At 37.7% G+C, this 22,961-nt stretch carries 21 protein-coding genes; 9 read left to right on the top strand and 12 right to left on the bottom strand.

The features are described from left to right. Positions 1-11 precede the first annotated feature (11 nt). Both ltaE and NST91_RS07095 read right to left on the bottom strand, forming a co-directional pair. Complete coding sequence (gene ltaE, locus NST91_RS07100; protein WP_341330574.1) at positions 12-1,028, bottom strand: low-specificity L-threonine aldolase; 1,017 nt, start codon at positions 1,026-1,028, stop codon at positions 12-14. A gap of 72 nt (positions 1,029-1,100) precedes the next feature. After that, complete coding sequence (locus tag NST91_RS07095; protein WP_341330573.1) at positions 1,101-1,541, bottom strand: Dps family protein; 441 nt, start codon at positions 1,539-1,541, stop codon at positions 1,101-1,103. A gap of 163 nt (positions 1,542-1,704) precedes the next feature. Here NST91_RS07095 and ytzI point away from each other — a divergent pair, with 163 nt between their 5' ends. Together ytzI and NST91_RS07085 are read left to right on the top strand one after the other, a co-directional pair. Then, on the top strand, positions 1,705-1,869 hold the full coding sequence (ytzI, locus tag NST91_RS07090; protein WP_121447338.1) for a YtzI protein: 165 nt from the start codon (positions 1,705-1,707) through the stop codon (positions 1,867-1,869). Further along, a complete protein-coding gene (locus NST91_RS07085; RefSeq protein WP_341330572.1) occupies positions 1,859-3,322 on the top strand; it encodes an amidase family protein in 1,464 nt (487 codons plus the stop codon). The genes ytzI and NST91_RS07085 overlap by 11 nt, the downstream gene beginning before the upstream one ends. 31 nt (positions 3,323-3,353) lie before the next feature. On the opposite strand, the gene NST91_RS07080 is transcribed toward NST91_RS07085, so the two are convergent. Continuing rightward, complete coding sequence (locus NST91_RS07080; protein WP_341330571.1) at positions 3,354-3,827, bottom strand: S-ribosylhomocysteine lyase; 474 nt, start codon at positions 3,825-3,827, stop codon at positions 3,354-3,356. Positions 3,828-4,167: 340 nt separating this feature from the next. Here NST91_RS07080 and yidD point away from each other — a divergent pair, with 340 nt between their 5' ends. Then, positions 4,168-4,407: a membrane protein insertion efficiency factor YidD gene (gene yidD, locus NST91_RS07075; protein ID WP_341330570.1), complete on the top strand. Its 240-nt coding sequence runs from the start codon at positions 4,168-4,170 to the stop codon at positions 4,405-4,407. 16 nt (positions 4,408-4,423) lie between these two features. On the opposite strand, the gene NST91_RS07070 is transcribed toward yidD, so the two are convergent. Beyond that, positions 4,424-5,188 carry a FixH family protein gene (locus NST91_RS07070; protein WP_341330569.1) on the bottom strand — a complete coding sequence of 255 codons (765 nt, stop codon included), beginning with the start codon at positions 5,186-5,188 and terminating at the stop codon, positions 4,424-4,426. Positions 5,189-5,331: 143 nt separating this feature from the next. Next, positions 5,332-5,892: a beta-class carbonic anhydrase gene (locus NST91_RS07065; protein ID WP_341330568.1), complete on the bottom strand. Its 561-nt coding sequence runs from the start codon at positions 5,890-5,892 to the stop codon at positions 5,332-5,334. A 221-nt stretch (positions 5,893-6,113) separates the two neighbouring features. Between NST91_RS07065 and NST91_RS07060 the strand changes: the two genes are divergently transcribed. The 3 genes from NST91_RS07060 to zupT all read left to right on the top strand — a co-directional run bounded on the left by NST91_RS07060 (position 6,114) and on the right by zupT (position 9,552). Beyond that, positions 6,114-7,049, top strand: a complete 936-nt coding sequence (locus NST91_RS07060) for a metal ABC transporter substrate-binding protein (RefSeq protein WP_341330567.1) — start codon at positions 6,114-6,116, stop codon at positions 7,047-7,049. A gap of 1,299 nt (positions 7,050-8,348) precedes the next feature. Beyond that, complete coding sequence (locus NST91_RS07055) at positions 8,349-8,507, top strand: DUF1540 domain-containing protein (RefSeq protein WP_121447331.1); 159 nt, start codon at positions 8,349-8,351, stop codon at positions 8,505-8,507. A 235-nt stretch (positions 8,508-8,742) separates the two neighbouring features. Beyond that, positions 8,743-9,552: a zinc transporter ZupT gene (gene zupT / locus NST91_RS07050; protein ID WP_341330566.1), complete on the top strand. Its 810-nt coding sequence runs from the start codon at positions 8,743-8,745 to the stop codon at positions 9,550-9,552. Between the two features lie 35 nt (positions 9,553-9,587). On the opposite strand, the gene menC is transcribed toward zupT, so the two are convergent. The 6 genes from menC to NST91_RS07020 form a co-directional block, all read right to left on the bottom strand. Further along, positions 9,588-10,694 (bottom strand): o-succinylbenzoate synthase, encoded by a 1,107-nt coding sequence (gene menC, locus NST91_RS07045; protein WP_341333501.1) that lies wholly within the window; start codon positions 10,692-10,694, stop codon positions 9,588-9,590. Continuing rightward, positions 10,690-12,168 carry an o-succinylbenzoate--CoA ligase gene (locus tag NST91_RS07040; RefSeq protein WP_341330565.1) on the bottom strand — a complete coding sequence of 493 codons (1,479 nt, stop codon included), beginning with the start codon at positions 12,166-12,168 and terminating at the stop codon, positions 10,690-10,692. Before NST91_RS07040 ends, menC begins: the two co-directional genes overlap by 5 nt. A 79-nt stretch (positions 12,169-12,247) precedes the next feature. Beyond that, positions 12,248-13,069, bottom strand: coding sequence for a 1,4-dihydroxy-2-naphthoyl-CoA synthase (gene menB, locus NST91_RS07035; RefSeq protein ID WP_099362260.1), 822 nt, complete (start codon positions 13,067-13,069; stop codon positions 12,248-12,250). 302 nt (positions 13,070-13,371) lie between these two features. Then, positions 13,372-14,190, bottom strand: coding sequence for a 2-succinyl-6-hydroxy-2,4-cyclohexadiene-1-carboxylate synthase (gene menH, locus NST91_RS07030; protein WP_341330564.1), 819 nt, complete (start codon positions 14,188-14,190; stop codon positions 13,372-13,374). 2 nt (positions 14,191-14,192) lie between these two features. Continuing rightward, positions 14,193-15,941, bottom strand: a complete 1,749-nt coding sequence (gene menD, locus NST91_RS07025) for a 2-succinyl-5-enolpyruvyl-6-hydroxy-3-cyclohexene-1-carboxylic-acid synthase (protein WP_341330563.1) — start codon at positions 15,939-15,941, stop codon at positions 14,193-14,195. Beyond that, entirely contained in the window at positions 15,934-17,325 is a 1,392-nt protein-coding gene (locus NST91_RS07020) for an isochorismate synthase (protein ID WP_341330562.1), read from the bottom strand. Before NST91_RS07020 ends, menD begins: the two co-directional genes overlap by 8 nt. Before the next feature lie 369 nt (positions 17,326-17,694). On the opposite strand from NST91_RS07020, the gene NST91_RS07015 reads away from it, so the two are divergent. Both NST91_RS07015 and NST91_RS07010 read left to right on the top strand, forming a co-directional pair. Then, on the top strand, positions 17,695-18,630 hold the full coding sequence (locus NST91_RS07015) for a 1,4-dihydroxy-2-naphthoate polyprenyltransferase (RefSeq protein WP_341330561.1): 936 nt from the start codon (positions 17,695-17,697) through the stop codon (positions 18,628-18,630). A 137-nt stretch (positions 18,631-18,767) separates the two neighbouring features. Then, complete coding sequence (locus NST91_RS07010; protein WP_341330560.1) at positions 18,768-19,523, top strand: TraR/DksA C4-type zinc finger protein; 756 nt, start codon at positions 18,768-18,770, stop codon at positions 19,521-19,523. A 39-nt stretch (positions 19,524-19,562) separates the two neighbouring features. Here NST91_RS07010 and NST91_RS07005 read toward each other — a convergent pair whose 3' ends face one another. Beyond that, complete coding sequence (locus NST91_RS07005) at positions 19,563-21,974, bottom strand: penicillin acylase family protein (protein WP_341330559.1); 2,412 nt, start codon at positions 21,972-21,974, stop codon at positions 19,563-19,565. Between the two features lie 186 nt (positions 21,975-22,160). On the opposite strand from NST91_RS07005, the gene NST91_RS07000 reads away from it, so the two are divergent. Beyond that, positions 22,161-22,958, top strand: a complete 798-nt coding sequence (locus NST91_RS07000) for a TIGR00266 family protein (RefSeq protein ID WP_341330558.1) — start codon at positions 22,161-22,163, stop codon at positions 22,956-22,958. The last annotated feature ends 3 nt before the right edge of the window (positions 22,959-22,961 follow it).

The raw sequence follows: 22,961 nt of genomic DNA, 5'->3' as shown, positions 1-22,961 counted from the left end.
CTAAATCAGTATTATAATTTACTTACGATCCTTAATGCGTCCCCAATAGACTCTTTATTAACATCATAATGAGTGACGAATCGGACAAGTTTAGGTCCAAATGTTGAAACCAATACACCATGTTCTTTTAATAAAGCGACAAATTGACTAGAGGTTAAGCCTCTTTCACTCACATCCACTAAAATGATATTGGTGTCAATCTGATTTACGACTTCGATCCCCTTTGTATTCCCTAGTCCTTCTGCAAGAAATTTTGCATGTTCATGATCGATTGCAAGACGGTCAACCATCGTACGTAGTGCAACAAGTCCTGGGGCCGCAATAATCCCAACCTGTCTTAAACCTCCACCAAGACGCTTTCTCCACTTCCTTGCTTGCTTAATAAACTCCTCGCTTCCAGCGATGATAGAACCTACCGGAGCACCTAATCCTTTTGATAAACAAAATTGAACAGTATCCGTATATTGCGCAATGTCCTTTACAGGTTGTCCCAATGCTACCGCTGCATTGAATAGACGGGCACCATCCAAATGAACAGGTATATGATTTGCAGATGCAACATGATGAATCGCTGCCATATTATCAAGTGGGATGACTGCACCACCCGCTCGATTATGTGTATTTTCAATACAAATCAAGCCGGTTTCAGGGTTATGGACATCATCCTCTTGAATAGCAGACTCTACTTCTCTAGGGTCCATTGCGCCTCTATCCCCTTTAATTGTGCGGGGCTGTACTCCAGCAAACGCAGATATCGCAGCACCTTCGTAATTAAAAATATGAGAATCTTGTTCAACGATGATTTCATCCCCTTTTCGTGTATGAGTTAGCACAGCAATTTGATTGCCTTGAGTTCCACTCGTCACAAATAATGCCGCTTCCTTCCCAAGCATATCAGCTGCTGTTTGTTCTAACTCTCTTACTGTTGGATCTTCTTGATAGACATCATCTCCAACCTCAGCTTCATAAGCTGCTTTTCTCATTTCGGCTGTTGGCTTTGTGACTGTATCACTTCGTAAATCGATCATATTTCTCTCCTCCCCTACTAAAAAAGTATAACAAAACCCTTCTTTCTACAAGAAAGAAGGGCAAACTATTTTTTATTTTCCTAAAAAGGATTGTAGCATCCAAATATGCTTTTCAAGTGATTGGTGAATTGCAAGGAGCATATCCCCTGTAGTTTCATCATCCACATCACCAGCTACTTTCATACCTTCCTTTAATTCTCCCGTTAATATAGAAAAATCATTTGAGATAGTAGAAACCATTTCATCGGCATTTTCATTACCATTTGCTTCCTGAATGGAAGACAATTCTAGAATCTCTTTCATTGTAGCAACAGGTTGTCCACCAATTGCCAATAATCTCTCAGCTAACTCATCAATATGAACTGCGGACTCATTGTACAATTCCTCAAATTTTTCATGAAGGGTGAAGAAATTAGAACCTTTCACATACCAATGATAATTATGTAGCTTAATGTAAAGCACACTCCAGTTTGCAACTTGCTTATTTACCATTTCCACTAATTGTGTTGACATTTATATCTCCTCCTTATTGTTAACATACCCCCTTTATAACACTGTGAAACATAAATTTTGGTTTTGTTTCTTGACAAATTTCATACTTTTTCAATTTAATTGGAATATCAATATCTTCTATCATTTTTCATGTTAAAATAAAGGAGAATAAGAGGAGGTTGCTATGTTTACAGTATTAATTATTTCAATCATTATTGTTTTTGTTGTCTTGTTTTTAGCAGTTAGTACGACATCCAAAGCATATAAGTACAAACATACAGTAGATGATTTAGAGGATAATCCATATTTAAACCAACCTGAAAATAAGGAGAATTCTGATGGAAAATAAGCTTCTTCAAGAACTTTCAAATAATTGGTTAATTGAGGCAACAATTGATTCCATCCAAGAAAAGTTTGAAAAAGAAGAATTAACGGCCAAACAATTGGTACTTATGTATTTACATAGAATTGCAAACTATGACTCATCACTGCGTTCCATCATAGAATTAAATCCAGATGCTATGCAAATCGCAATGGCTCTGGATACGGAGCGTAAAGAAATTGGACCACGCGGATCGCTTCACGGAATACCAGTATTACTAAAAGATAATCTAGATACGAACGATAAGATGCACACATCTGCTGGCTCACTCGCTTTAGCTGATTCATGTGCCTCAGAAGATTCATATGTTGCGTATCTCTTAAGAGAAGCCGGCGCCATTATTTTAGGCAAAACTAATATGACTGAATGGGCGAATTTCATGACAGAAGGGATGCCTAGTGGATATAGCTCCCGAGGTGGGCAAACATTAAATCCATATGGACCTGGTAAATTTGATGTTGGGGGCTCAAGCGCTGGTTCTGGCTCAGCCATTGCCGCAAATTTTGCAGTTGTTGCAGTTGGTACTGAAACATCAGGCTCCATTTTAAGTCCTTCAAGTCAAAACTCACTTGTCGGCATAAAGCCAACCTTAGGATTAATAAGCCGCGCAGGAATTATTCCAATTGCTCATACACAAGATACTGCAGGACCAATGGCACGTACAGTAAAGGATGCTGCTTACCTATTAACCGCAATGGTAGGAGTAGATGAGCGTGACCCAATCACTTACACAGGCAAAACATTAACCTCTACCGATTTTACCCAATTTTTAGATGTGGATGGGCTAAAAGGTGCACGAATTGGAATTGCTAGGGAGGTTTATTTTGACTACCTTAGCGTGGAAAAACGAGCAATATTGGATAATGCCGTAAAGGTACTCGAGGAACTTGGGGCAACTGTTATTGAGGATGTAAAAATTCCTTCTTCCAAAAACAAGTGGAGCTATGATGTATTAACCTATGAATTTAAGGTTGACCTAAATGCTTATTTACGAAACTTAGAGCCTTCCGTAAAAGTTCGAAATTTATCTGACTTGATTGCATTCAACAAGGATAATGAAGATAAAATGTTAAAGTACGGTCAGATTATTTTGGAAGAGGCAGAAAAAACGAGTGGCACGTTAACAGAAAAAGAATACCTTGATGCACTTGAAAATGATCATTATCATTCAACGGAAAATGGAATTGATTTTGTTTTAAATGAGCATCAATTAGATGCAATTGTATTCCCTAATAATATTGGAGCAAGTATACCTGCTAAAGCTGGTTATCCATCAATAACAGTACCTGCGGGATATACACCCGAAGGAGAACCAGTTGGAATCACCTTCACAGGAACTGCCTTTTCGGAAGCAACACTGATAAAATTGGCATATGCATACGAACAAGAAACCAAACATCGGATTCCACCAAAACTATAAAACCTCAGCCATAGTGGCTGAGGTCTTTTTATTATCCGAATACCTTTTGAAGGTCTTCTTTTGATTGTGTTAACCAAAAACGCATGAGGCGCTTTGCCCCTTCTAAGTCATGAAGCTTCGCTTGACCACATTGAGTTTCATTTGCTGCAGGGATTTCTGTAATTTCTATAGCACTTTGCATTGTTGCTTCTAACAGGTCAATAATCTCAGAAACTGTTGGTTCCCCACTCACAACTAAATAATAACCTGTTTGACACCCCATAGGAGAGATATCAATAATATCAAAGTGATCATATTTCTCACAATGCTCACGAAGGTTAAATGCTAATAGATGTTCAAGTGTATGAATAACGTCTGGCTTCATAGCCTGTTTATTTGGCTGACAAAAACGAATATCAAACTTATTTACAACTCCATCTGTACCTACCTTGTGTACACCACAATGTCTTACATACGGAGCTTTAACTGCACAATGATCTAGTTCAAAGCTTTCTACTGATGGCATTCTCTTCACTCCCTAAATATCTTTTAGAGGATTACAAAAAGTCGACCGAAAATGACACTTCTAAGGCATGTTTATCTGTTCCTCACGTATCAACTTCATACGCTGCGGTACTCAAAACTTCGCCGCCTTGAACATCTCAGTCCTTTACTCTTCTTTTTGTACCTGCATTTATATCTATCATAACGCTAATTCCGATTTTTTTCATCTATTTAATTTGAATTGGAAAAAATTCGATGTGTCATATTCACGTAACTTTTTTGGACAACCTTTAAAGATGCTTTTATCCACTACCTATAGTATAGTATAAGTTACTTAAACCAAGTAAGGGAAGTAGAAAAAATTGCTTCAAGCGATATTTATAGGTGTAATTCGTTTCTATCAAAAATTTATATCCCCATTAAAACCACCAACTTGTCGCTTTTATCCGACTTGTTCTCAATATGGACTTGAAGCCATTAAACGCTTTGGTGCATTTAAAGGTGGCTGGCTGACCATAAAACGTATATTAAAATGTCATCCACTCCACCCAGGCGGGATTGACTTTGTACCCGAAAAAAAGGAAGGTAAGCATAAACATTAATGCTACCTTCCTTTTTTTATTTTACGTTTGTTGTCTTTTCAAGATGCTCGTGGATTTCTCCTTTTTCGATGTGAACTTGAATATTATAATTCCCGGATTCAGTGAATGTAAAATCTGATTGATAGACACCATTTTCGGTTTCATTTGCATCTATAAACTCATGTTTCTCAGCGCCATCTTTCCAAACCTCAAACCGAACTTTTGCATCTGTCAACGGTGCTCCTGACTCTTCAAAAGAGACATGTAATGTAGATGATTTTCCTACAGGATATTCAGTCTCTAGTGGGAAGTCGATTGAAACATCTCCACTTCCATGATGATGTTCATTTCCATGGTGATCTCCATGTTCCGCAGGTTCATCTGCTGACTCTTCTGTTACACTAGGGTTTCCAATTACCACTTCAACCTTTGGCATGGTATGCATGCTTCTCGCCGTTACATGTGCTGTCACAAAATAAATCCCGTCCTGTTCAAACGTTTTAACAGCCGTATATTCACCATCAGAAGTATGCTCCCCATCTAGAAATTCGCTTTCTTCACTGCCTTTTTGCGCAATTTCAAATTGAACTTCATCTGCATCTTCAACTGTTTCTTCCCCTTGAGTTACAGTTGCATGCAAGGTTACTTCTTCACCTGGATTTATTTTTTCAGGATCGAGCTTTAAATCAACTGCAATTGGGACTAATTCTGTCGTATTCGTATTTTTCTTTTCTGTCTCATTATTACATGCTGCAAGCATGATGATTGCAGCCAAAAAGAGAAAAAGACCTATTTTTTTCATTTCTTTCACCTCAACTACATGGTACAACAAACGACCATTTATTCCTGTGTCTTTTTTATGACATTCATTACCCATAATAACCAATATTAACGTAACTTTAACCTCTAACCATGAAAAAAGAGGCCATATGACCTCTTTTCATCTTATTTATACCCGTTAACTACAACATCCAGTTTACCTGTTTCAGGATTAATAACAAGACCATGAACAGGAACTTCCACTGGAAGAAGTGGATGGTTTTCGACCATTTCAACACTGTGTCGAACACTATCTTCTACACTGCTAAAACCTTTAAACCATTTATCAAGATCAATTCCAGAGTACTTTAATGTATCAATTCTCGCTTGAGTAACCCCTCTGTTTTTTATTTTTTGTAAAATCGCATCTGAGTTTAGTGCACTCATACCACAATCATGATGACCGACAATACAAACCTCGTCCGCATTTAAATCATACACGGCAACTAAAATACTTCTCATTACACTACCAAAAGGATGTGAAACAACCGCACCAGCTACCTTTAAAATTTTCACATCTCCATTTTTCATGTTCATTGCTTTTGGAAGCAGCTCAATGAGTCGTGTATCCATACAGGTTACAATAACCATTCTTTTATCTGGAAGCTTTGTCGTTTGGTATTTTTCGTATTCTTTGGTTTCAACAAACTCTTTGTTATATTCTAGGATATTATCCAGTAGTGACATACTTTTCACCCTTCACTCTTTATTTCATTATATTTTATCAAAAACTTGTCCTTTTAGATAATATTTTTATTATTACTCACAAGTTCTTGTGTCTACCAGAGATACTAATAGAACATCGTTCCCCTTAAAAAAGTTTTTTGTTCTCAAATCGGAATAATTACGATATAATATGAAAGGATTTCAAACAGGCACCATTTTGGGTACTTGAGAGGAGAAAGTTTATGAAAAAAATCAAAGGATATATCATGCTCTTACTCGCAATCGGCATACTAGCAGCTTGTGGAGCAGATCAAAATAAATCATCAGATGAAGAAGGGAAGCTTACGATATATACAACCGTATTTCCTTTAACAGACTTTACAAAAAAAATAGGTGGCGAAGATGTCATTGTTAATAGTGTTTATCCGCCGGGTGCTGATGCCCACACATTTGAACCCACTCCTAGGGACATGACAAGCATCGCAAGTGCTGATGCATTTATTTACACTGGGATTGGTGTTGAGGCTTTTGTAGCTTCAGCAAAAAAAACACTCAAAAAGGAAGATGTCGCATTAATTGAAGCAGGATCTGGAATAGAATTCATGAGTTTGGAAGATGATTCTCACCATCACGATGAAGAAGATCATCAACACGGAGATATTGATCCCCATATATGGTTAGATCCAGTCTACTCCATACAGATTGCTGAAAATATTAAAAATGCTCTAACTGAGTTAAATCCTTCTAATAAAGATGTATATGAAGAAAATTTCAACATATTAAAAGCTCAATTGGAAGAATTAAACACAGAATTTATGGAAGTGGCCAATTCTGCAAAACGTAAAGAAATTCTAGTTGCCCATTCGGCTTACGGATACTGGGAAGCTCGTTATGGAATAAAGCAAATAAGTATTACTGGCTTTTCCCCTTCCAATGAACCATCTCAAAAAGAATTGAAAAATATTATTGAATCTGTGAAGAAACAAAATCTTGAATATATTTTATTTGAGCAGAATATATCGTCAAAGATCGCAGAAACCGTTCAAAAAGAAACAGGTACAAAAAGCTTAACCCTTCATAATTTGGAGGCATTAACTGAAAAAGAAATCGAAGACAACAAAGATTATTTTAGCTTAATGAAACAAAATCTAGCTACATTAAAAAAGGCTTTAAATTAACTTAATAGTTACCAATTCAGTGTACTGCAAAATAGTAAATCACAAGACATTTTTAGCGTGAATTCACATATGAATTCACGCTTTTTTATACATAACCGATATGATTTTACTTTTATTTGTCTGAAGATAATTCAACTTCAGACACATTCGCGATGAGTTTGCGTTTCCTTGTCCGAAGATTCTTCTACTTCAGTCACAACTCCACTGATTTTGCATTCCCTTGTCCGAAGATACTCCTACTTCAGACACAATCGTGTTGATTTTGCATTCTCCTGTCCGAAGATACTCCAACTTCAGAAACAACCGTGTTGATTTTGCGTTCCCTTGTCCGAAGATACTCCTACTTCAGACACAACCGTGTTGATTTTGCTTTCCCTTGTCCGAAGATACTTCTACTTCGGACACAACTTCACTGATTTTGTATTCCCTTGTCCGAAGATACTTCCACTTCAGACATAACTTCACTGATTTTGTGTTCCCTTGTCCGAACATGCTCCAACTTCAGACACAACCTCGATGATTTTGCGTTTCCTTGTCCGAAGATACTCCGACTTCAGACACAACCATACTAATTTTGCATTCTCTTGTCCGAACATGCTCCAACTTCAGACACAACCGTACTAATTTTGCATTCTCTTGTCCGAAGATACTTCCACTTCAGACACAACTGCACTGATTTTGTATTCCTTTGTCCGAAGATACTCCAACTTCAGACACAACCGTATTAATTTTGCATTCCCTTGTCCGAAGATACTCCGACTTCAGACACAATCGCGTTGATTTTGTATTCCCTTGTCCGAAGATACTTCCACTTTAGACACAATCGCGCTGATTTTCCATCCCCTTGTCCGAAGGTACTCCTACTTCAGACACAACCGTACCTATTTTCCATACCCTTGTCCGAAGATACTTCCACTTCAGACACAACTGCACTGATTTTGTATTCCCTTGTCCGAAGATACTCCGACTTCAGACACAACCGTACTGATTTTCCATCCCCTTGTCCGAAAATACTCCAACTTCAGACACAATTTCACTGATTTACCATCTCCTTGTCCAAAGATACTCCGACTTCAGGAACTACACTGATTTTGCATTCCTTGGCCGAAGACTTCGAAGACTTCCTTAATTTTTACATAGTAATTAAATTTGTTATTGATATTTAGTCCTTTTTCAATTTAAAACGGAAGGCGCTAATTTAATTACCACCCTTGGGATATGTTGCTTGTTATCTGTATTTCTTCACTTGGAGAACATAAAGGATGCTAGGCCACATTCCTAAGAAAGAGGTGTAGTAAAATGGCACAAGATGTATTATGTGAAGTTAAAAACTGTCATTATTGGGCAAACGGCAATAAATGTAGTGCTGATGCGATTTATGTTGTGAGTCACTCAGGGAAAACTGCATCAGAACAAACCGAAACAGATTGTAAAACTTTCATACCAAGTGATTTATAGAAATATGAACATGACAGCTGATTAACTCAGCTGTCTTTTTTATATTTTTAAATAGCTGAAACAAATCCTCCCAAATTTGCATAATCCTTATAACATGTCGAATTTTTTAAAATAAAATAATTGACAAAATTTAAAAATAAACATATGATACTTTTAAAAGTTGCACTAAGGAAACATTTATTCATTAAGACAAAATACACAGAAATAAATTAGAAGCTTGAGAGGAGAATAAGCGATGTATGAAAATCTTTTACTCGCTTTTGGTTTAACTTTATTTGCTGGCCTCGCAACCGGTATAGGAAGCTTAATAGCTCTCTTTACGTCCAGAACGAATACCAAATTTCTATCTTGGACACTCGGTTTCTCAGCAGGTGTCATGATCTATGTGTCCATGATTGAGATCTTTGTTAAAGCAAAAGTTGCACTAACGTCTGCACTTGGAAATGAACTTGGGAACTGGATGACAGTTGCAGGATTTTTTGGGGGAATGTTTTTAATTGCTTTAATTGATAAATTTGTCCCTGAGAGTAGTAACCCTCATGAGGTAAAAAAGGTGGAGGACATGAATTTATCTTCTTCCAAATTAGAAGAAGATAAATTATTAAAAATGGGAACATTTACAGCTCTCGCTATTGGCATTCACAATTTCCCTGAAGGTATTGCCACCTTTACTTCAGCTCTTCAAGATCCGGGCCTAGGTATCGCAATCGCAGTAGCAGTAGCAATTCACAATATACCTGAAGGAATCGCTGTTGCTGTTCCGGTCTATTTTGCAACAGGAGATAAAAAAAGAGCCTTTAAGCTCTCGTTTCTTTCCGGTTTGGCTGAACCTGTTGGGGCCGTTGTTGCTTTCTTAATTCTGATGCCATTTTTAAATGATATCATGTTTGGGATAATCTTCGCTGCGGTAGCAGGAATTATGGTGTTTATTTCTCTTGATGAATTACTTCCTGCTTCTAAACGTTATGATAGTGGACATTTATCCATTTATGGATTAATTGCAGGTATGGCTGTTATGGCGTTAAGTTTACTGCTATTTATCTAACTTATTCAGCTGGGTCCAACCCGAGCTGAATAAAGTTAACATTGCATTACCTTTTTCTCTTTCGTGATATGCTGAATCCATTCGTAATCTACCTTATATCCAATTCCTGGTTCATCTGGAACGGCAATTCGGCCGTTTTCTACAGTAACTTCCGGAATAATGACATCTCTTGACCAATATCTTGAGGACGCAGAAATATCACCAGGAATTGTGAAGTTTGGTAGGCTAGCTAAAGCAATATTATGTGCTCTTGAAATTCCGGTTTCAAGCATCCCTCCACACCAGACGGGGATTTGATGGGACTCACAAATATCATGGATTTTAATTGACTCAGTGATTCCACCCACTCTCCCAATTTTGATATTCATCACTCGGCAGCTCCCCATTTCAATTGCCTTACGGGCATCCTCTGCTGATGTAATGCTTTCATCCAAACATATAGGTGTTGAAAGTATTTCTTGTAGCTTTGCGTGATCAAAAATATCATCCTCCGCTAATGGCTGTTCAACCATCAACAACTTAAACTCATCTAATGCTTTAAGTTTGTCAGTATCCGCTAAACAATATGCCGAATTCGCATCCACCATTAGAGGGAGGTTAGGAAATTCCCGTCTAATTTCTTTTAGAAGCTCATAGTCTTGTCCAGGCTTAATTTTTATTTTTACCCGTTTATAGCCTGTATTCACATGCTCCTGAATTTTATGTAATACATCCTCAATTGAATTAATACTTACAACTACTCCCGAATCTATAGAATCCCTTGTTCCGCCGATCGCTTTAGAAAGAGAAATTCCTTGTTTTTTTGAATATAAGTCCCACATAGCCATGTCGATGCTAGCTTTCGCCATATTATTTCTTTTTACAAATTTAAAACATTCCTGCAGTTGCTGAGGATGCTCAACCTCTTCTTTTAAAATTTGCGGGACTAGATAATCGACAAGTATATGCCAACTAGTTTTAATCGTCTCTTCTGTATACCAAGGTGATGAAAAGGCAACGACTTCTCCCCAACCAACGACACCTTCTACATCCTCCATTTCAACAAGAATACTCTCTCTTGTATCAACCTTTCCCATACTTGTTACAAACGGTGAGAGCAAACTTTGTTCTATGAGATGGAGGGTTACCTTTTTCACCTTAATCATTTTTCTCATCCTTTATTAAATCAATTAATTTTCTTCTCATAAGTTTATTGGATGCATTTCTTGGTAGGGCATCAACAAAATAGATTGATTTTGGAACTTTATAACGAGCAAGTTGTTCATGGCAAAAAGCAATGATTTCATTTTCATGTAGGTTACTTCCTTCTTCTTTTATGACGAAAGCAGCAGGCGCCTGTCCCCACTTTTCATCATCCACTCCTGTAACACCCGCTTCTAAAATGTTAGGGTGTGACAACAGAACCGCCTCAAGTTCAGCAGGATAAATATTTTCTCCGCCTGAAATAATTAAATCAGACCGGCGATCTAACACAAATAAGAACCCTTCCTCATCTAAGTATCCAATGTCACCGGTATATAGCCAGCCATCGACTATTGAAGTCATCGTAGCATCAATTCGATTTAAATAGCCTTTTGTCACGTTGGGTGCTTTTACAACGATCTCTCCTACTTCATTTGGACGTGTAGGTGTACCATTATTATCAATTTTGATTTGCACTGGAAAAAGTGGTTTACCTGCTGAACCTAACTTAGAAATACTATACTCAGGTGCTAGCGTAACAACCTGTGATGCTGTTTCAGTCAGACCATAAGTCTGGAAAACAGGAATATTATGTGCAATACAATCCTCTAATAAAGGTTTTGGTGCAGGTCCACCTCCAAGAAGCATACATCTAAACTGATCAGGGTAGCGCTCATCCCCTAATTCTTTAATCATCCTTGTTAGCATGACACTCACTGCCGACATGATGGTAACACCTTGATACTTAATAGCATCATTTGCTTTTTTCGGATCGAATTTTTCGTGAATCACAGCTGGTATTCCGTAAATGACACTTCGATACAAAATTGATAACCCACTAATATGAAACATCGGAACAGTAAGTAACCAGCAATCATCCTGGTGCAGTCCTAAATTTAAACTGGAGCCAATCGCACTCCACCAATGGTTTCCATATGTATGAATAACGCCCTTTGGTTTTCCAGTCGTTCCCGATGTGTACATAATTGTATCAGCCTGTTCTAAAGAGAAATACTCTTGAATCTTACAGTCTTTCTCAGGAAGCTCATGAAGTTCATTTAATGATATGTTTTTAATATTTAGATGAGCTACTTTCTCAAGATAAGGCTCTTGCGTTAGCAGCATTTTTGTTCCAGCATCACTCAATTGAAATTCTAGCTCACTACTTGTTAATTTTATATTCAATAGGACTGTAACTGCACCAATATATTTCAGTGCATGAATCACTTCAACCATTTCAACATTGTTTCCAAGAAGAACAGCCACAACGTCTTCCTTTTGTACTCCTGCATATGTGAGTTGGTTAGCCCTTTTCAGCACATTTTTATGTAAAGTCAAAAATGATATCTCTTTATTTTCAGTTTTTATAGCAATTCGATTTGGCGTTAAAAACGCTCGCTGTTTCAGCCAATTTAGTATTTCTGTTGAATTCATTTTTTTCAAATCCTCTTATGTTTGTAATAAAAATGCAAAAACAGCTTGATGAGGTCTTCATCAAGCTGAGAACTGAACATTAAGGGAAACGAGGGAATTGCTTAAAGTCTGGCATGCGCTTTTCTTTAAATGCGTCACGGCCTTCCTTCGCTTCATCTGTTGTGTAGTATAGAAGAGTAGCATCGCCAGCCATTTGTTGTAGACCTGCTAAGCCATCTGTATCAGCATTCATTGCTGCTTTTAAGAAACGAAGAGCTGTTGGACTCTTTTCAAGAATTTCTTCACACCACTTAATTGTTTCTTCTTCAAGTTGCTCTAATGGAACAACTGTGTTCACAAGACCCATGTCTAATGCCTCTTGAGCATTATATTGACGGCAAAGGAACCAAATTTCACGTGCCTTTTTATGACCAATGATGCGTGCAAGATATCCAGAACCATAACCTGCATCAAAGCTTCCAACCTTCGGACCAGTTTGTCCAAAAATAGCGTTATCCGCTGCAATAGTCAAGTCACATACAACATGCAGTACATGTCCTCCACCGATTGCATAACCAGATACCATAGCGATAACTGGCTTTGGAATTACACGGATTAAACGTTGTAAATCAAGAACATTTAATCGTGGTATTTGGTCGTCTCCAACATATCCACCATGCCCTCGAACCTTCTGATCTCCACCAGAACAGAATGCTTCATCTCCCGCACCAGCTAGAACAATAACACCAATGTTTGAATCATCTCTGGCATAAGCAAAAGCATCAATCATTTCTGCCACTGTTTTCGGCGTAAATGCATTTCTAACATGTGGTCTGTTAATGGTGATCTTTGCAATACCATTATATGTTTCATATAAAATTTCATCATACTTACGTTCTGCAACCCATTCAACTGCAGCCATTAGCTTGTCCTCCTTTTAAGGATGTTCAAAAATGTCCGGTAAAAATGACACATCGAATTTCTTCGTTGGCTTTCTTTTCAGTTCCTTGTAAAAAGAAAACTACTTTTCCGGCGTGCAAAATCATCTGCTCACGTATTAACAGCATACGCTCTGCTACTTAAAGCTGCACTGCCTCGAACTTTCGACGCACAGGATGTGCTAGCGTCGGCGTTGCCACAGGACATGGCGCCTTCGTCGACGTGGTCCTTTTTATCACCTTTTTGAACACGCACTTTTATGTATAGGTTTGTATATAATTTTGATCATTGAGAAAAATGATCAGAAACAAACTCATTTATTATTTTACCAAAAAAATATGGTTGTTCCACATGAATTGCATGTCCAGTATCTACTATTTTCTCCACTTTTGCATTTTGAATGCTTAAGCTCATCTCTTCTGCTATCCTGCAAAATTTTTGGTCAAGCACTCCACAAAGTAATAAAGTGGGTAGGTTTAGCTCATTTAGTCTATCCCAGTATGAGGGTTGTGAACCAGTCCCCATTCCTTTAAGACTATTAACTAAACCGACTGGATTATTGTTAAGACGTTGTTGGCGTATTTCTTGTTGAATATCTTTCGTTAGGGCCTGTTGCGAAGAGAACAAAGGGATCTTCTCCCAATAATCAACAAAACCTTGGACTCCCTCTTGGTTAATCCGATTAGCCAGTTTCTCATCTGATTTTCTGCGGGCAACTCTTTCTTCCACTGTTCTTAACCCTGGAGAACTGCTCTCTAGAACAAGTCTAATTATTCTAGTTGAAAAAAGAATAGAGATAGCCAATGCTAGCCTTCCTCCCATGGAGTAGCCAACTATATTAGTTCTGGGGATAGCTAAGACATCAAGAATATGAATGATATCTTTTGCAACAGTTTCTATATGATATCTTGATGAGTCATCAGGACTATCTGTCTCTCCATGTCCGATTATATCAATAAAAATACATTTATAACTGTAACGAAGTGTCTCGGTGGCATTACTCCAGGTTGCTATATTACCTGTAAAACCATGAAGGAAAACTATCGGTTCCCCTTCTCCCATCACCTGCACATGATAAGTAACCCCGTTTGATGAAATAAACATAGTTATTGTTCCTTTTTGAGAACGTCTTTTATTTCCTGGGAAACATTATTCCACATTTTTCGATGAATCATGACATTTTCTTGGCGGTCCGTTTTTACTTCTACAACATGAAGACCATTCCCATTTAATGAAGCAGATATGGCTTTTCGGAATTCCGCCCAATTCTCAACACTAGTAAATTTCCCGCCATACATTTTTACGGCATGTTCATAATTAAGCCCGATTGGCGTACCAAACAGTGTTTCAAAGTGCTTTTCTTCCTGTGATTGTGGCAAGAAAGAAAATATTCCGCCACCGTCATTGTTAATTAACACAATCGTATTATTTAAATGATGATGTTTTGCTGCTAATAATCCATTTAAATCATGATAGAAAGAAAGATCCCCAATCACTAAAACAGTATGCTCATTTTGCGAACTAATGCCCATCGCCGTAGAAACAAGTCCATCAATTCCATTGGCTCCTCGATTTCCTAGTACATGAATTGACTTTTCATTATTCGTAAAGAAAGTGTCAAGGTCTCTGATTGGCATACTGTTTCCAACAAATAAAGTAGAACCATTCGGCAGGATTTCTTGAAGTTCAGTAAATACCTTCCCTTCAAATAAGGTTTCTTCCTGGTATACTGCGTTGATATTCTCTTTCACTATATCATTTATTTTAATCCAAGAGCTTATCCAACCATTATTACTACGTTTCTGAATTCGTTTCGTAATCGAATGACAGAACTCTATTTCATCACAGTAAACCATATCGGTTGCTGATAAAGTAGGATCTCTCCATCCACCGTCCCCATCCACAATGATTTGTGGCGTGCTTTTTTGTTTTTGAATATACTGCAGAAGTGACTTAGAAACGGGCATTGCTCCAAAACGAATAATGATGTCTGGTGAGAAAGCTTCTCCGAACTCTTCGTTTCGTAAAAAAGCATCATACCCATCAATTATGTATGATTTAGAGTGTGTTCCACTTCTCAGTTGGGATAGTGGGTCAGCAAGTATTGGAAATTGAAGAGTTTCTGCTAGATTAGCTACAGCATGTCCAAACTCAGAATTATCATGTGAACCACAAACAATAATCCCTCTCAGTTTTTCATTGACTACATCACTTATCAACTGAGCTTGTTCCTCGTCCATTGTCGGTTTACCAACAACGACGTTTACATTTTTTTTAGCAATGTTCCTTGAACCCCATAAATAATCAAGATCGAGGTTTGGAACCAGCGGCTCACGAAAAGGGAAGTTTAGATGGACAGGTCCTGCGGGAGCTGATTGTGCTGTACCCGCTGCTCTTCCTGCCATAGTTCTGACATAAGCCAACATTTGAGCGGAATCTTCAGGTAGAGCCATTTCTACAAACCATTTCGCATGGTTCCCATATAACTGGTTCTGATCTATAGCTTGCGGTGCACCAATATCGCGCAATTCATGTGGTCGGTCCGCTGTCAGGACAATAAGCGGTACTCTTGAATAATAGGCCTCCACAATAGCCGGAAAATAATTGGCTGCTGCAGTCCCAGAAGTACAAAGTATCGCTACAGGCTTTTTAGTTGCTTTAGCTACACCAAGCGCATAAAAAGCGGATGATCGTTCATCAATATTGATTGTAACATTCATATCAGGATGTTCAGCCATTAATATTGCCATCGGGGTAGAGCGGGAGCCGGGGCTCACAATGGCCTCTGTGACACCCACTTGGACTAATTCATCAACAAATGATGCTACATACCGAGTTAATGCTTCATTATTCATTGTCTAAGCCTCCTAGTGCGGATAGCATCGGTCTAAACTTAATCATTGTTTCTGTATATTCACTTTCTGGTTCTGAATCGCCTACAATTCCACATCCAGCAAATAAGGATACATTGTTGCTATTTATTAATCCAGAACGAATGGCAACGGCAAATTCTCCATTATCTTTTGTATCTAACCAACCAACTGGGCTTCCATACCAACCACGGTCAAGAATCTCAAGCTCACGAATTATTTCATATGCTTTTTGTTTAGGTTGTCCTCCAAGCGCTGGAGTTGGATGTAGTCGATCTACAACAGTAAGTAATGACACATTTTCTTTTGCTACCCCTCTTACAGGTGTGTATAAATGTTGAATATCTCGCATTTTTAAGATATCAGGTTGTGTTGGTGAAGAAATGCGTATACAAGATTCTTTCATCGCATTTTTAATCATTTGTACAACCACATCATGTTCGTATAGATTTTTCCGGTCACTAAGTAATTCATTTGCCAATTGTTCGTCTTCAGAAGGAGTTTTACCACGTCGTATCGAACCTGCTAAGCAAGTTGTTAAAAATTCTCCACCTTTTTTCTTTATAAGACGCTCTGGTGAAGCTCCAATAAAACATGAATCGCCATACTCGATTGCAAATAAATAACTCATTGGTTGTTCTTCTTTTAAACGTTCTAAAATGGCATCCGTTTCAATTGGCTTATCAAAATGTAGTTTAATTTCTCTTGCTAGTACAACCTTTTCAACCTCGCCGGATTGTACCTTTTTAGTTGCATTTCGAACAGATTCCATCCATTCCTTTGGTTGGACTTCTTCTTTTGTAAAAGAAGTGTTTATGAGCTCTTTGTGATTTCCCTCAAGCTGTTCTTCTAATTGTTCTAAATCAGATTCAACAAATGTTGTACCTGTAGGTTCACAAATTATATTTGTAGTTAAGTAAGTACTTCCTTTATATATTGAAAGCATAAACGCAGGCAAAACAAATTTTGCATCATCAAAATGATCCCACAGATCTGTTCTCTTTTTTAATGGATCGAATGAAAAACCTCCCATTATTATTGGACCTGTAGAATATGGTGCAAAGTCATCCACTATAATTGCGTTGTGAACGAGTTTTTTCCACTCCTCTTCTATTGTAACAAAACGTTCTGTAGACTCATTATCGCTAATGGTATAAGCTTCTCCAAGTCCAACTATTACCGTATCATTTGTTGGATTGGACCAGAAACATCGCGTTTTATAAGTTTCTTTTTTCCCAGTAGAAAAGAACAATAGGGGGTCTATGTTCTCAATCTCTCTAACCTGACTTACAAGTATCGGCTTTGAAAGCTCCTTTGAACGAAACATTCCTTTCTCTATGTAATCTTTCAATCCTTTTTGTTGTATCATGACCAACTTATATCCCCCCGAAGTGTTTCCTGTAATAAATTTTACTTTAGAAATAGTATTTGATTATAGTATATCATTAACACGTATGTACCCTTAGTATTATAATCCCGATACTTTTGGGTTAATGAATCAAGTGCTACAATATACCTCTTTATGAATAGTTGTCAACAAACTTGATTCTACCATATGTAACCGTACAATGACCACTTACTTCCTTATTATTACGTTTTGTACGATATGTTAGTCTGGGGATTAAATCATGGTAAGAATGATTATGACTTTTTTGTTACATTAAACCATTGACAGTACTTGCCCAATTCACTAAACTGAACTTTGGATATACATGATATGACGGAGAGGAGAAGTTTAATGCATACAGGACTTCAGTCAAATCAGAAGCTATCTAAAAAGCCTTCAAATGGGTTTCAAGTATGGTGGAGACTTATGCGTCCACATACACTAACAGCATCCTTTGTTCCAGTTATCCTAGGTACAGTTCTTGCACTTTCAGATACTTCTATAAACATGGCACTATTCTTAATAATGTTACTTGCTTGTCTTCTCATTCAAGCAGCTACTAATATGATTAATGAGTATTTTGATTATAAACGCGGTCTAGATACCGCTGAATCAGTCGGTATTGGTGGGACAATTGTTAGAGATGGAGTCAAGCCAAAAGTGATCTTAAACTTGGCTTTTTCCTTTATGGGGATTGCTACACTTTTAGGTGTTTATATTTGTATGAATAGTAGCTGGTGGCTAGCGTTAGTAGGGACTATTTGTATGTCTGTTGGTTATCTTTATACTGGTGGCCCATTCCCAATTTCATCGACACCTTTTGGAGAGCTTGCAGCTGGTTTCTTTATGGGTATGATCATTATTTTAATATCGTTTTTCATCCAAACGGGTACGGTTACTTCAACAAGTATTTTAATTTCAATTCCAATTATGATTCTTGTTGGTGCCATTAATATGTCAAACAATATTCGTGATTTGGATGGTGACAAACAGAACGGACGTCGCACCTTACCGATTTTATTAGGAAGAGAAAATGCGATTAAGTTCTTAGCGGTATTGTTTGTTATTTCATATGTTTGGATTATTGCTTTGTCATTTATGGGAATAGCATCTTGGTGGAGCCTACTTGTATTGGTGAGTGTTCCAAAAGCTATTCAAGCGATAATTGGATTTATTGGAAAATCAGAGCCAATCCAAATGATGCCAGCAATGAAAGCAACCGCCCAAACAAATACATTTTTTGGTTTCTTATTATCAATTGGAATCTTTATTGGTTACTTCTTTTAAAAACACGATTTTTACGATCGTGTTTTTTCTTTTGCCTTCTTTCATACAAGCACTTTTTTACATTTATGATTTTCGTGTTTATGTAAATAATACATAACAAGATTCGTTACGAAATCATTATGGAAGGAGTGCTTTTCATGTTATCAAATGAGCAATTATCAACCTTCCGTTCACAGTTGATAAACGCAAAAAAAGAGGTTGAAGAACAATTAACGGATAGCGATCATTTTGATTTAGAACGTGGTCATTTCCATGGGTCGGTAGGGGAACTCTCTTCTTACGATAACCATCCAGGGGATGAAGGAACTGAGCTATATGAACGTGAAAAAGATATTGCACTTAATGAGCATATTGAAAAAGAACTAAAGGACATTGACTACGCCTTACAGGCAATTGCTGAAGGAAGATACGGGAAATGTGAAAAATGCGGTAAGGAAATACCTGTTGATCGATTAGAAGCAATGCCTACCACAACCTATTGTGTTGAGCACAGCCCGACCCAAGTCGTTTCTCATAATCGGCCGATTGAGGAAGGGGTACTAATGCCACCGTTTGGAAAGTTTGTTGATGAGGAAGATAATGTATCCTTTGATGCTGAAGATTCATGGCAAGATGTTGCTAAGTATGGAACATCTGAATCACCTTCTGATCTTGCAGATCCAGTTGATAGTTATAATGAAGTATTCCTTGAATCAGATGAAAATGTAGGTTATGTAGAGGACTACGAAAACTTTGTTGCAACAGATATTGAAGGGAAAGAAATAATCATCTATCCAAACAACCAGCATGAACGATATGAGGAAGTATTAGATGAAGAAGGAATCATGACCATGTTCGGTGACCTTCCTCCCTATGAAAAAGAACCTTATACAGAGGATGAAGCTCAGGATTAAGGTTAAAAGCAGTGGAAAATTCCCCACTGCTTTACTTTTTTACTTTATTGGTTGTAAAAGTAATCTATAACTATTTATTATATAGTTCTCTTTGTAAGTATGAGTGATATGATATTTTCCTGTTGTCCAATCTGAAATTTGATCATGATAGAATTTGCTCAAAACATGACCAGATTGCCCTGGACCTACCACATTATAGCTTTGTTTCATGTTTGATAGGTCAATTACGGAACGCCATGCAGCTCCATGTGTTATAGCTCCTGATTTTCTATTGAAACTTGCAGCAGCTACCGATACTCCACTACCACCCATTGGAACAAATTCATTATGATTAAAAAGATAGTTTAACGGAGAAATTGCCGACAACGGATGATTAAAAGGAACCCTATGAAATTCACCCCATTTCCATTTACCCGGATGCTTCCCTTGTTGTTTGACAGCAAAATCAACAGCTCGCTTGAATGACTCTAGAGTTACCTGCTCTAAACCACCAGCTTCACTCAACCATACACCTTCATCCCCTTTGGCAGCATTTCTAATCATTTGGTCAACAATTTGGGATTTACCTTCAAACAAGTTATCAATTTCAATTGGAATGGATTCTTCAAACAAAACATTCGCGAATTCCTCCATCCATTTATGAAAGACTAAAGGCTCTCCATCTTCTCTTCGATCTACAGAGTCCCATCCTTCAAACCGCTTTAAGACTTCTTTATCAATATCTCTTAGCTTTTCTTTATTGCTTGTTAATACATCAAGAAAAATCGGTACAAATTCCTCCGCCTGCAAATTATGTTGGTCAAACTGTAGTTGAAGCATATCATCAACCGAAAGTTTCTTCTTACTCGTTAAAACATCCCGTATACGTTGTTGACGATATGGCTGTGCCCAAGTATTCGTAATATGGTATGGATAATCATCTGTTACAATTCTATTATTTGCCGTAGAAATAAACCCCTCCTCTGGGTTCACAATTGTTGGAAGTTCATCCCATGGAATAAAACCCTCCCACTCATATTCATCCGTCCAACCTGGTACAGGTATCGAACTATCTCCCTTTTTTCGAATAGGAATTAACCCATTCGCTCGATAAGCAATGGTTCCATCCGTAGCTGCAAAAACAAAATTTTGAGCAGGGGTATGAAAATATGTAAGAGCTTCTTTAAATTCATCCCAACTCTTCGCCTTGTTAAACATCAACACCGCTTCAAGTTCAGTCGAAGGATCGAGAGCTGTCCATCTTAAAGCTAAAGCAGTTTCTTCCTTGTGGTCATGAGTGAATTCTGAAATAATGGGACCATGCCTTGTTACCTGAACTTGATAAGGAATTGTTTCTCCATCCTTCACTTTTATTGGTTCATCAATAATTCTTGCATCCTCCCACTTCCCCATATACTCAAACTGATTTGGATTTTCTGGATTTCTTTTTTCAATATATAAATCCTGGACATCAGGACCTACATTGGTAACTCCCCAGACGATATGTTCATTACGTCCTAATATAATTCCTGGAACACCTGCAAAAATGACACCACTTACGTTTACCTCATTATTTTGTAAATGCGTTTCATACCAAATCGACGGAGTAGCCAAAGCTAAATGAGGATCATCCGCTAGAATCGGCATACCTGACTCAGATTTTTCTCCACTAACCACCCAGTTATTACTCCCATTAAATTCATTTGGGAAAGGAGCTTGTGCAATACTTTTGGAAATATCAATAGGATTTTCTTTCATTACTTGAAGAACTGTTGCCCCATCTTCAGGATATGTAGGAAATAATTCAAGTAGTTTTTCTTCTGACACATGCTGTGCCATGTAATAACGAAAGGCTTGACCTTTATAATGACCTCCTAAATCATAAGCCATATACTTACCTATCGTGAGTGAGTCTATAGGACTCCACTCCGTTGGTTCATATCCGGCAAGAGTAAATTCGACGGGTAATGTATTCTTCTCCTTTGCTTCCTTAATAAAAGCATTTACGCCATCTGCATAAGATTGTAAGACACCTTTCGCTTCTGTCGAGTATCCATCGTACGAGATTTTAGCTGCTCTTCGTAAGCCAAGAGTTCTATAATATTTATCCTGTTCAATTAGGGAGCTACCAATTACCTCACTGAGCTCTCCTGATGCCTGTCTACGGCTTAGATCCATTTGAAATAACCTGTCCTGAGCCGTTACATATCCTTGTGCAAAATACAGATCGTGAGTGTTTTTAGCACTTATATGGGGAACCCCATTTTGATCACGAATCACTTCAACCTCATCAGTAATACCAGCAACATTAATTGTACCTTCAATTTCTGGTAAACTCTTTCTCAAAAATAAATAGCCTGCCAAAATACTTGCGACAAGCAGGAGGATGATTATAATTCCTGATACTAAAATAACCCTCCATCTTTTCTTTCTGGGCCAAATACGTCTTTTTACTGCGACTTCTGAACTCATAAACTCCTCCTTAGACTAACTATTTCAAGAAAATTCTAAATATATTATAATATCTCATTTTCATTTTGTCATTGAAATCTCCAATAGACTGACATTATTTTCATACTTAGTGAAAAGCTTAAAGGAAGATACTAAGCAAATGACGAATTATTTCTATATATCATTTTTAATGAAAGGAAGAGTATAATGAACGCTCATGAGATTGAATACAAACTATATGGAGATGACATGCAATTTGTTGAAATCGAGCTAGATCCGAGTGAAAGTGTTATTGCGGAAGCAGGAGCCATGATGATGATGGAAGATGGAATCTCGATGGAAACCATATTCGGTGATGGTTCAGAATCTGGAGGTGGAGGTTTATTAGGTAAACTGTTTGGTGCAGGTAAAAGAGTCCTTACTGGTGAGAGTCTTTTTATGACAGTTTTTACCAATAGCCATATGGGCAAAAAACATGTTTCGTTTGCTGCCCCATATCCTGGAAAAATCATCCCGGTTGATTTAAGCATGCTAGGTGGAAAAGTGATTTGTCAAAAAGATTCTTTTTTATGTGCAGCAAAAGGAGTATCAGTCGGAATAGACTTTCAACGCAAATTAGGTACTGGTTTCTTCGGTGGAGAGGGCTTCATCATGCAAAAATTAGAAGGAGATGGATTAGCCTTTTTACACGCAGGTGGAACCATACATAAAAAAGAACTCCAACCTGGTGAAATCCTTCGAATAGACACAGGCTGCTTAGTTGGGATGACGAAGGAAGTAGATTACAATATCGAATATGTAGGGAAAATAAAAACAGCTTTCTTTGGTGGTGAAGGTTTATTCTACGCAACTGTACGTGGCCCTGGAACAGTTTGGGTACAATCATTGCCATTTAGCCGTATGGCAGACCGTATCTTCGCAAGTGCACCTAGAAATGGGGGAAGCACAGGTGAAGGAAGTATTCTAGGAGGAATCGGAAATTTATTAAACGGTGATAACAGATAGAAT

The sequence above is a fragment of the Ferdinandcohnia sp. FSL W7-1320 genome (assembly GCF_038050315.1).
Classification (GTDB): Bacteria; Bacillota; Bacilli; order Bacillales; family Bacillaceae_L; genus Ferdinandcohnia; species Ferdinandcohnia aciditolerans.
This window is presented reverse-complemented; position numbering and strand designations above follow the sequence as displayed.

Bases quoted from the DNA above. Each gene is read 5' to 3' on its own strand.
- NST91_RS07070 (WP_341330569.1), bottom strand. From the start codon at position 5,188: ATGAAAAAAATAGGTCTTTTTCTCTTTTTGGCTGCAATCATCATGCTT.
- menD (WP_341330563.1), bottom strand. From the start codon at position 15,941: ATGAATAATGAAGCATTAACTCGGTATGTAGCATCATTTGTTGATGAA.
- NST91_RS07040 (WP_341330565.1), bottom strand. From the start codon at position 12,168: ATGAATTCAACAGAAATACTAAATTGGCTGAAACAGCGAGCGTTTTTA.
- menB (WP_099362260.1), bottom strand. From the start codon at position 13,069: ATGGCTGCAGTTGAATGGGTTGCAGAACGTAAGTATGATGAAATTTTA.
- NST91_RS07080 (WP_341330571.1), bottom strand. From the start codon at position 3,827: ATGCCATCAGTAGAAAGCTTTGAACTAGATCATTGTGCAGTTAAAGCT.
- NST91_RS07020 (WP_341330562.1), bottom strand. From the start codon at position 17,325: ATGATACAACAAAAAGGATTGAAAGATTACATAGAGAAAGGAATGTTT.
- NST91_RS07095 (WP_341330573.1), bottom strand. From the start codon at position 1,541: ATGTCAACACAATTAGTGGAAATGGTAAATAAGCAAGTTGCAAACTGG.
- ytzI (WP_121447338.1), top strand. From the start codon at position 1,705: ATGTTTACAGTATTAATTATTTCAATCATTATTGTTTTTGTTGTCTTG.
- menH (WP_341330564.1), bottom strand. From the start codon at position 14,190: ATGTTTATTTCATCAAACGGGGTTACTTATCATGTGCAGGTGATGGGA.
- NST91_RS07065 (WP_341330568.1), bottom strand. From the start codon at position 5,892: ATGTCACTACTGGATAATATCCTAGAATATAACAAAGAGTTTGTTGAA.
- NST91_RS07000 (WP_341330558.1), top strand. From the start codon at position 22,161: ATGAACGCTCATGAGATTGAATACAAACTATATGGAGATGACATGCAA.
- NST91_RS07015 (WP_341330561.1), top strand. From the start codon at position 17,695: ATGCATACAGGACTTCAGTCAAATCAGAAGCTATCTAAAAAGCCTTCA.
- zupT (WP_341330566.1), top strand. From the start codon at position 8,743: ATGTATGAAAATCTTTTACTCGCTTTTGGTTTAACTTTATTTGCTGGC.
- NST91_RS07085 (WP_341330572.1), top strand. From the start codon at position 1,859: ATGGAAAATAAGCTTCTTCAAGAACTTTCAAATAATTGGTTAATTGAG.
- NST91_RS07005 (WP_341330559.1), bottom strand. From the start codon at position 21,974: ATGAGTTCAGAAGTCGCAGTAAAAAGACGTATTTGGCCCAGAAAGAAA.
- NST91_RS07055 (WP_121447331.1), top strand. From the start codon at position 8,349: ATGGCACAAGATGTATTATGTGAAGTTAAAAACTGTCATTATTGGGCA.
- NST91_RS07060 (WP_341330567.1), top strand. From the start codon at position 6,114: ATGAAAAAAATCAAAGGATATATCATGCTCTTACTCGCAATCGGCATA.
- NST91_RS07010 (WP_341330560.1), top strand. From the start codon at position 18,768: ATGTTATCAAATGAGCAATTATCAACCTTCCGTTCACAGTTGATAAAC.
- ltaE (WP_341330574.1), bottom strand. From the start codon at position 1,028: ATGATCGATTTACGAAGTGATACAGTCACAAAGCCAACAGCCGAAATG.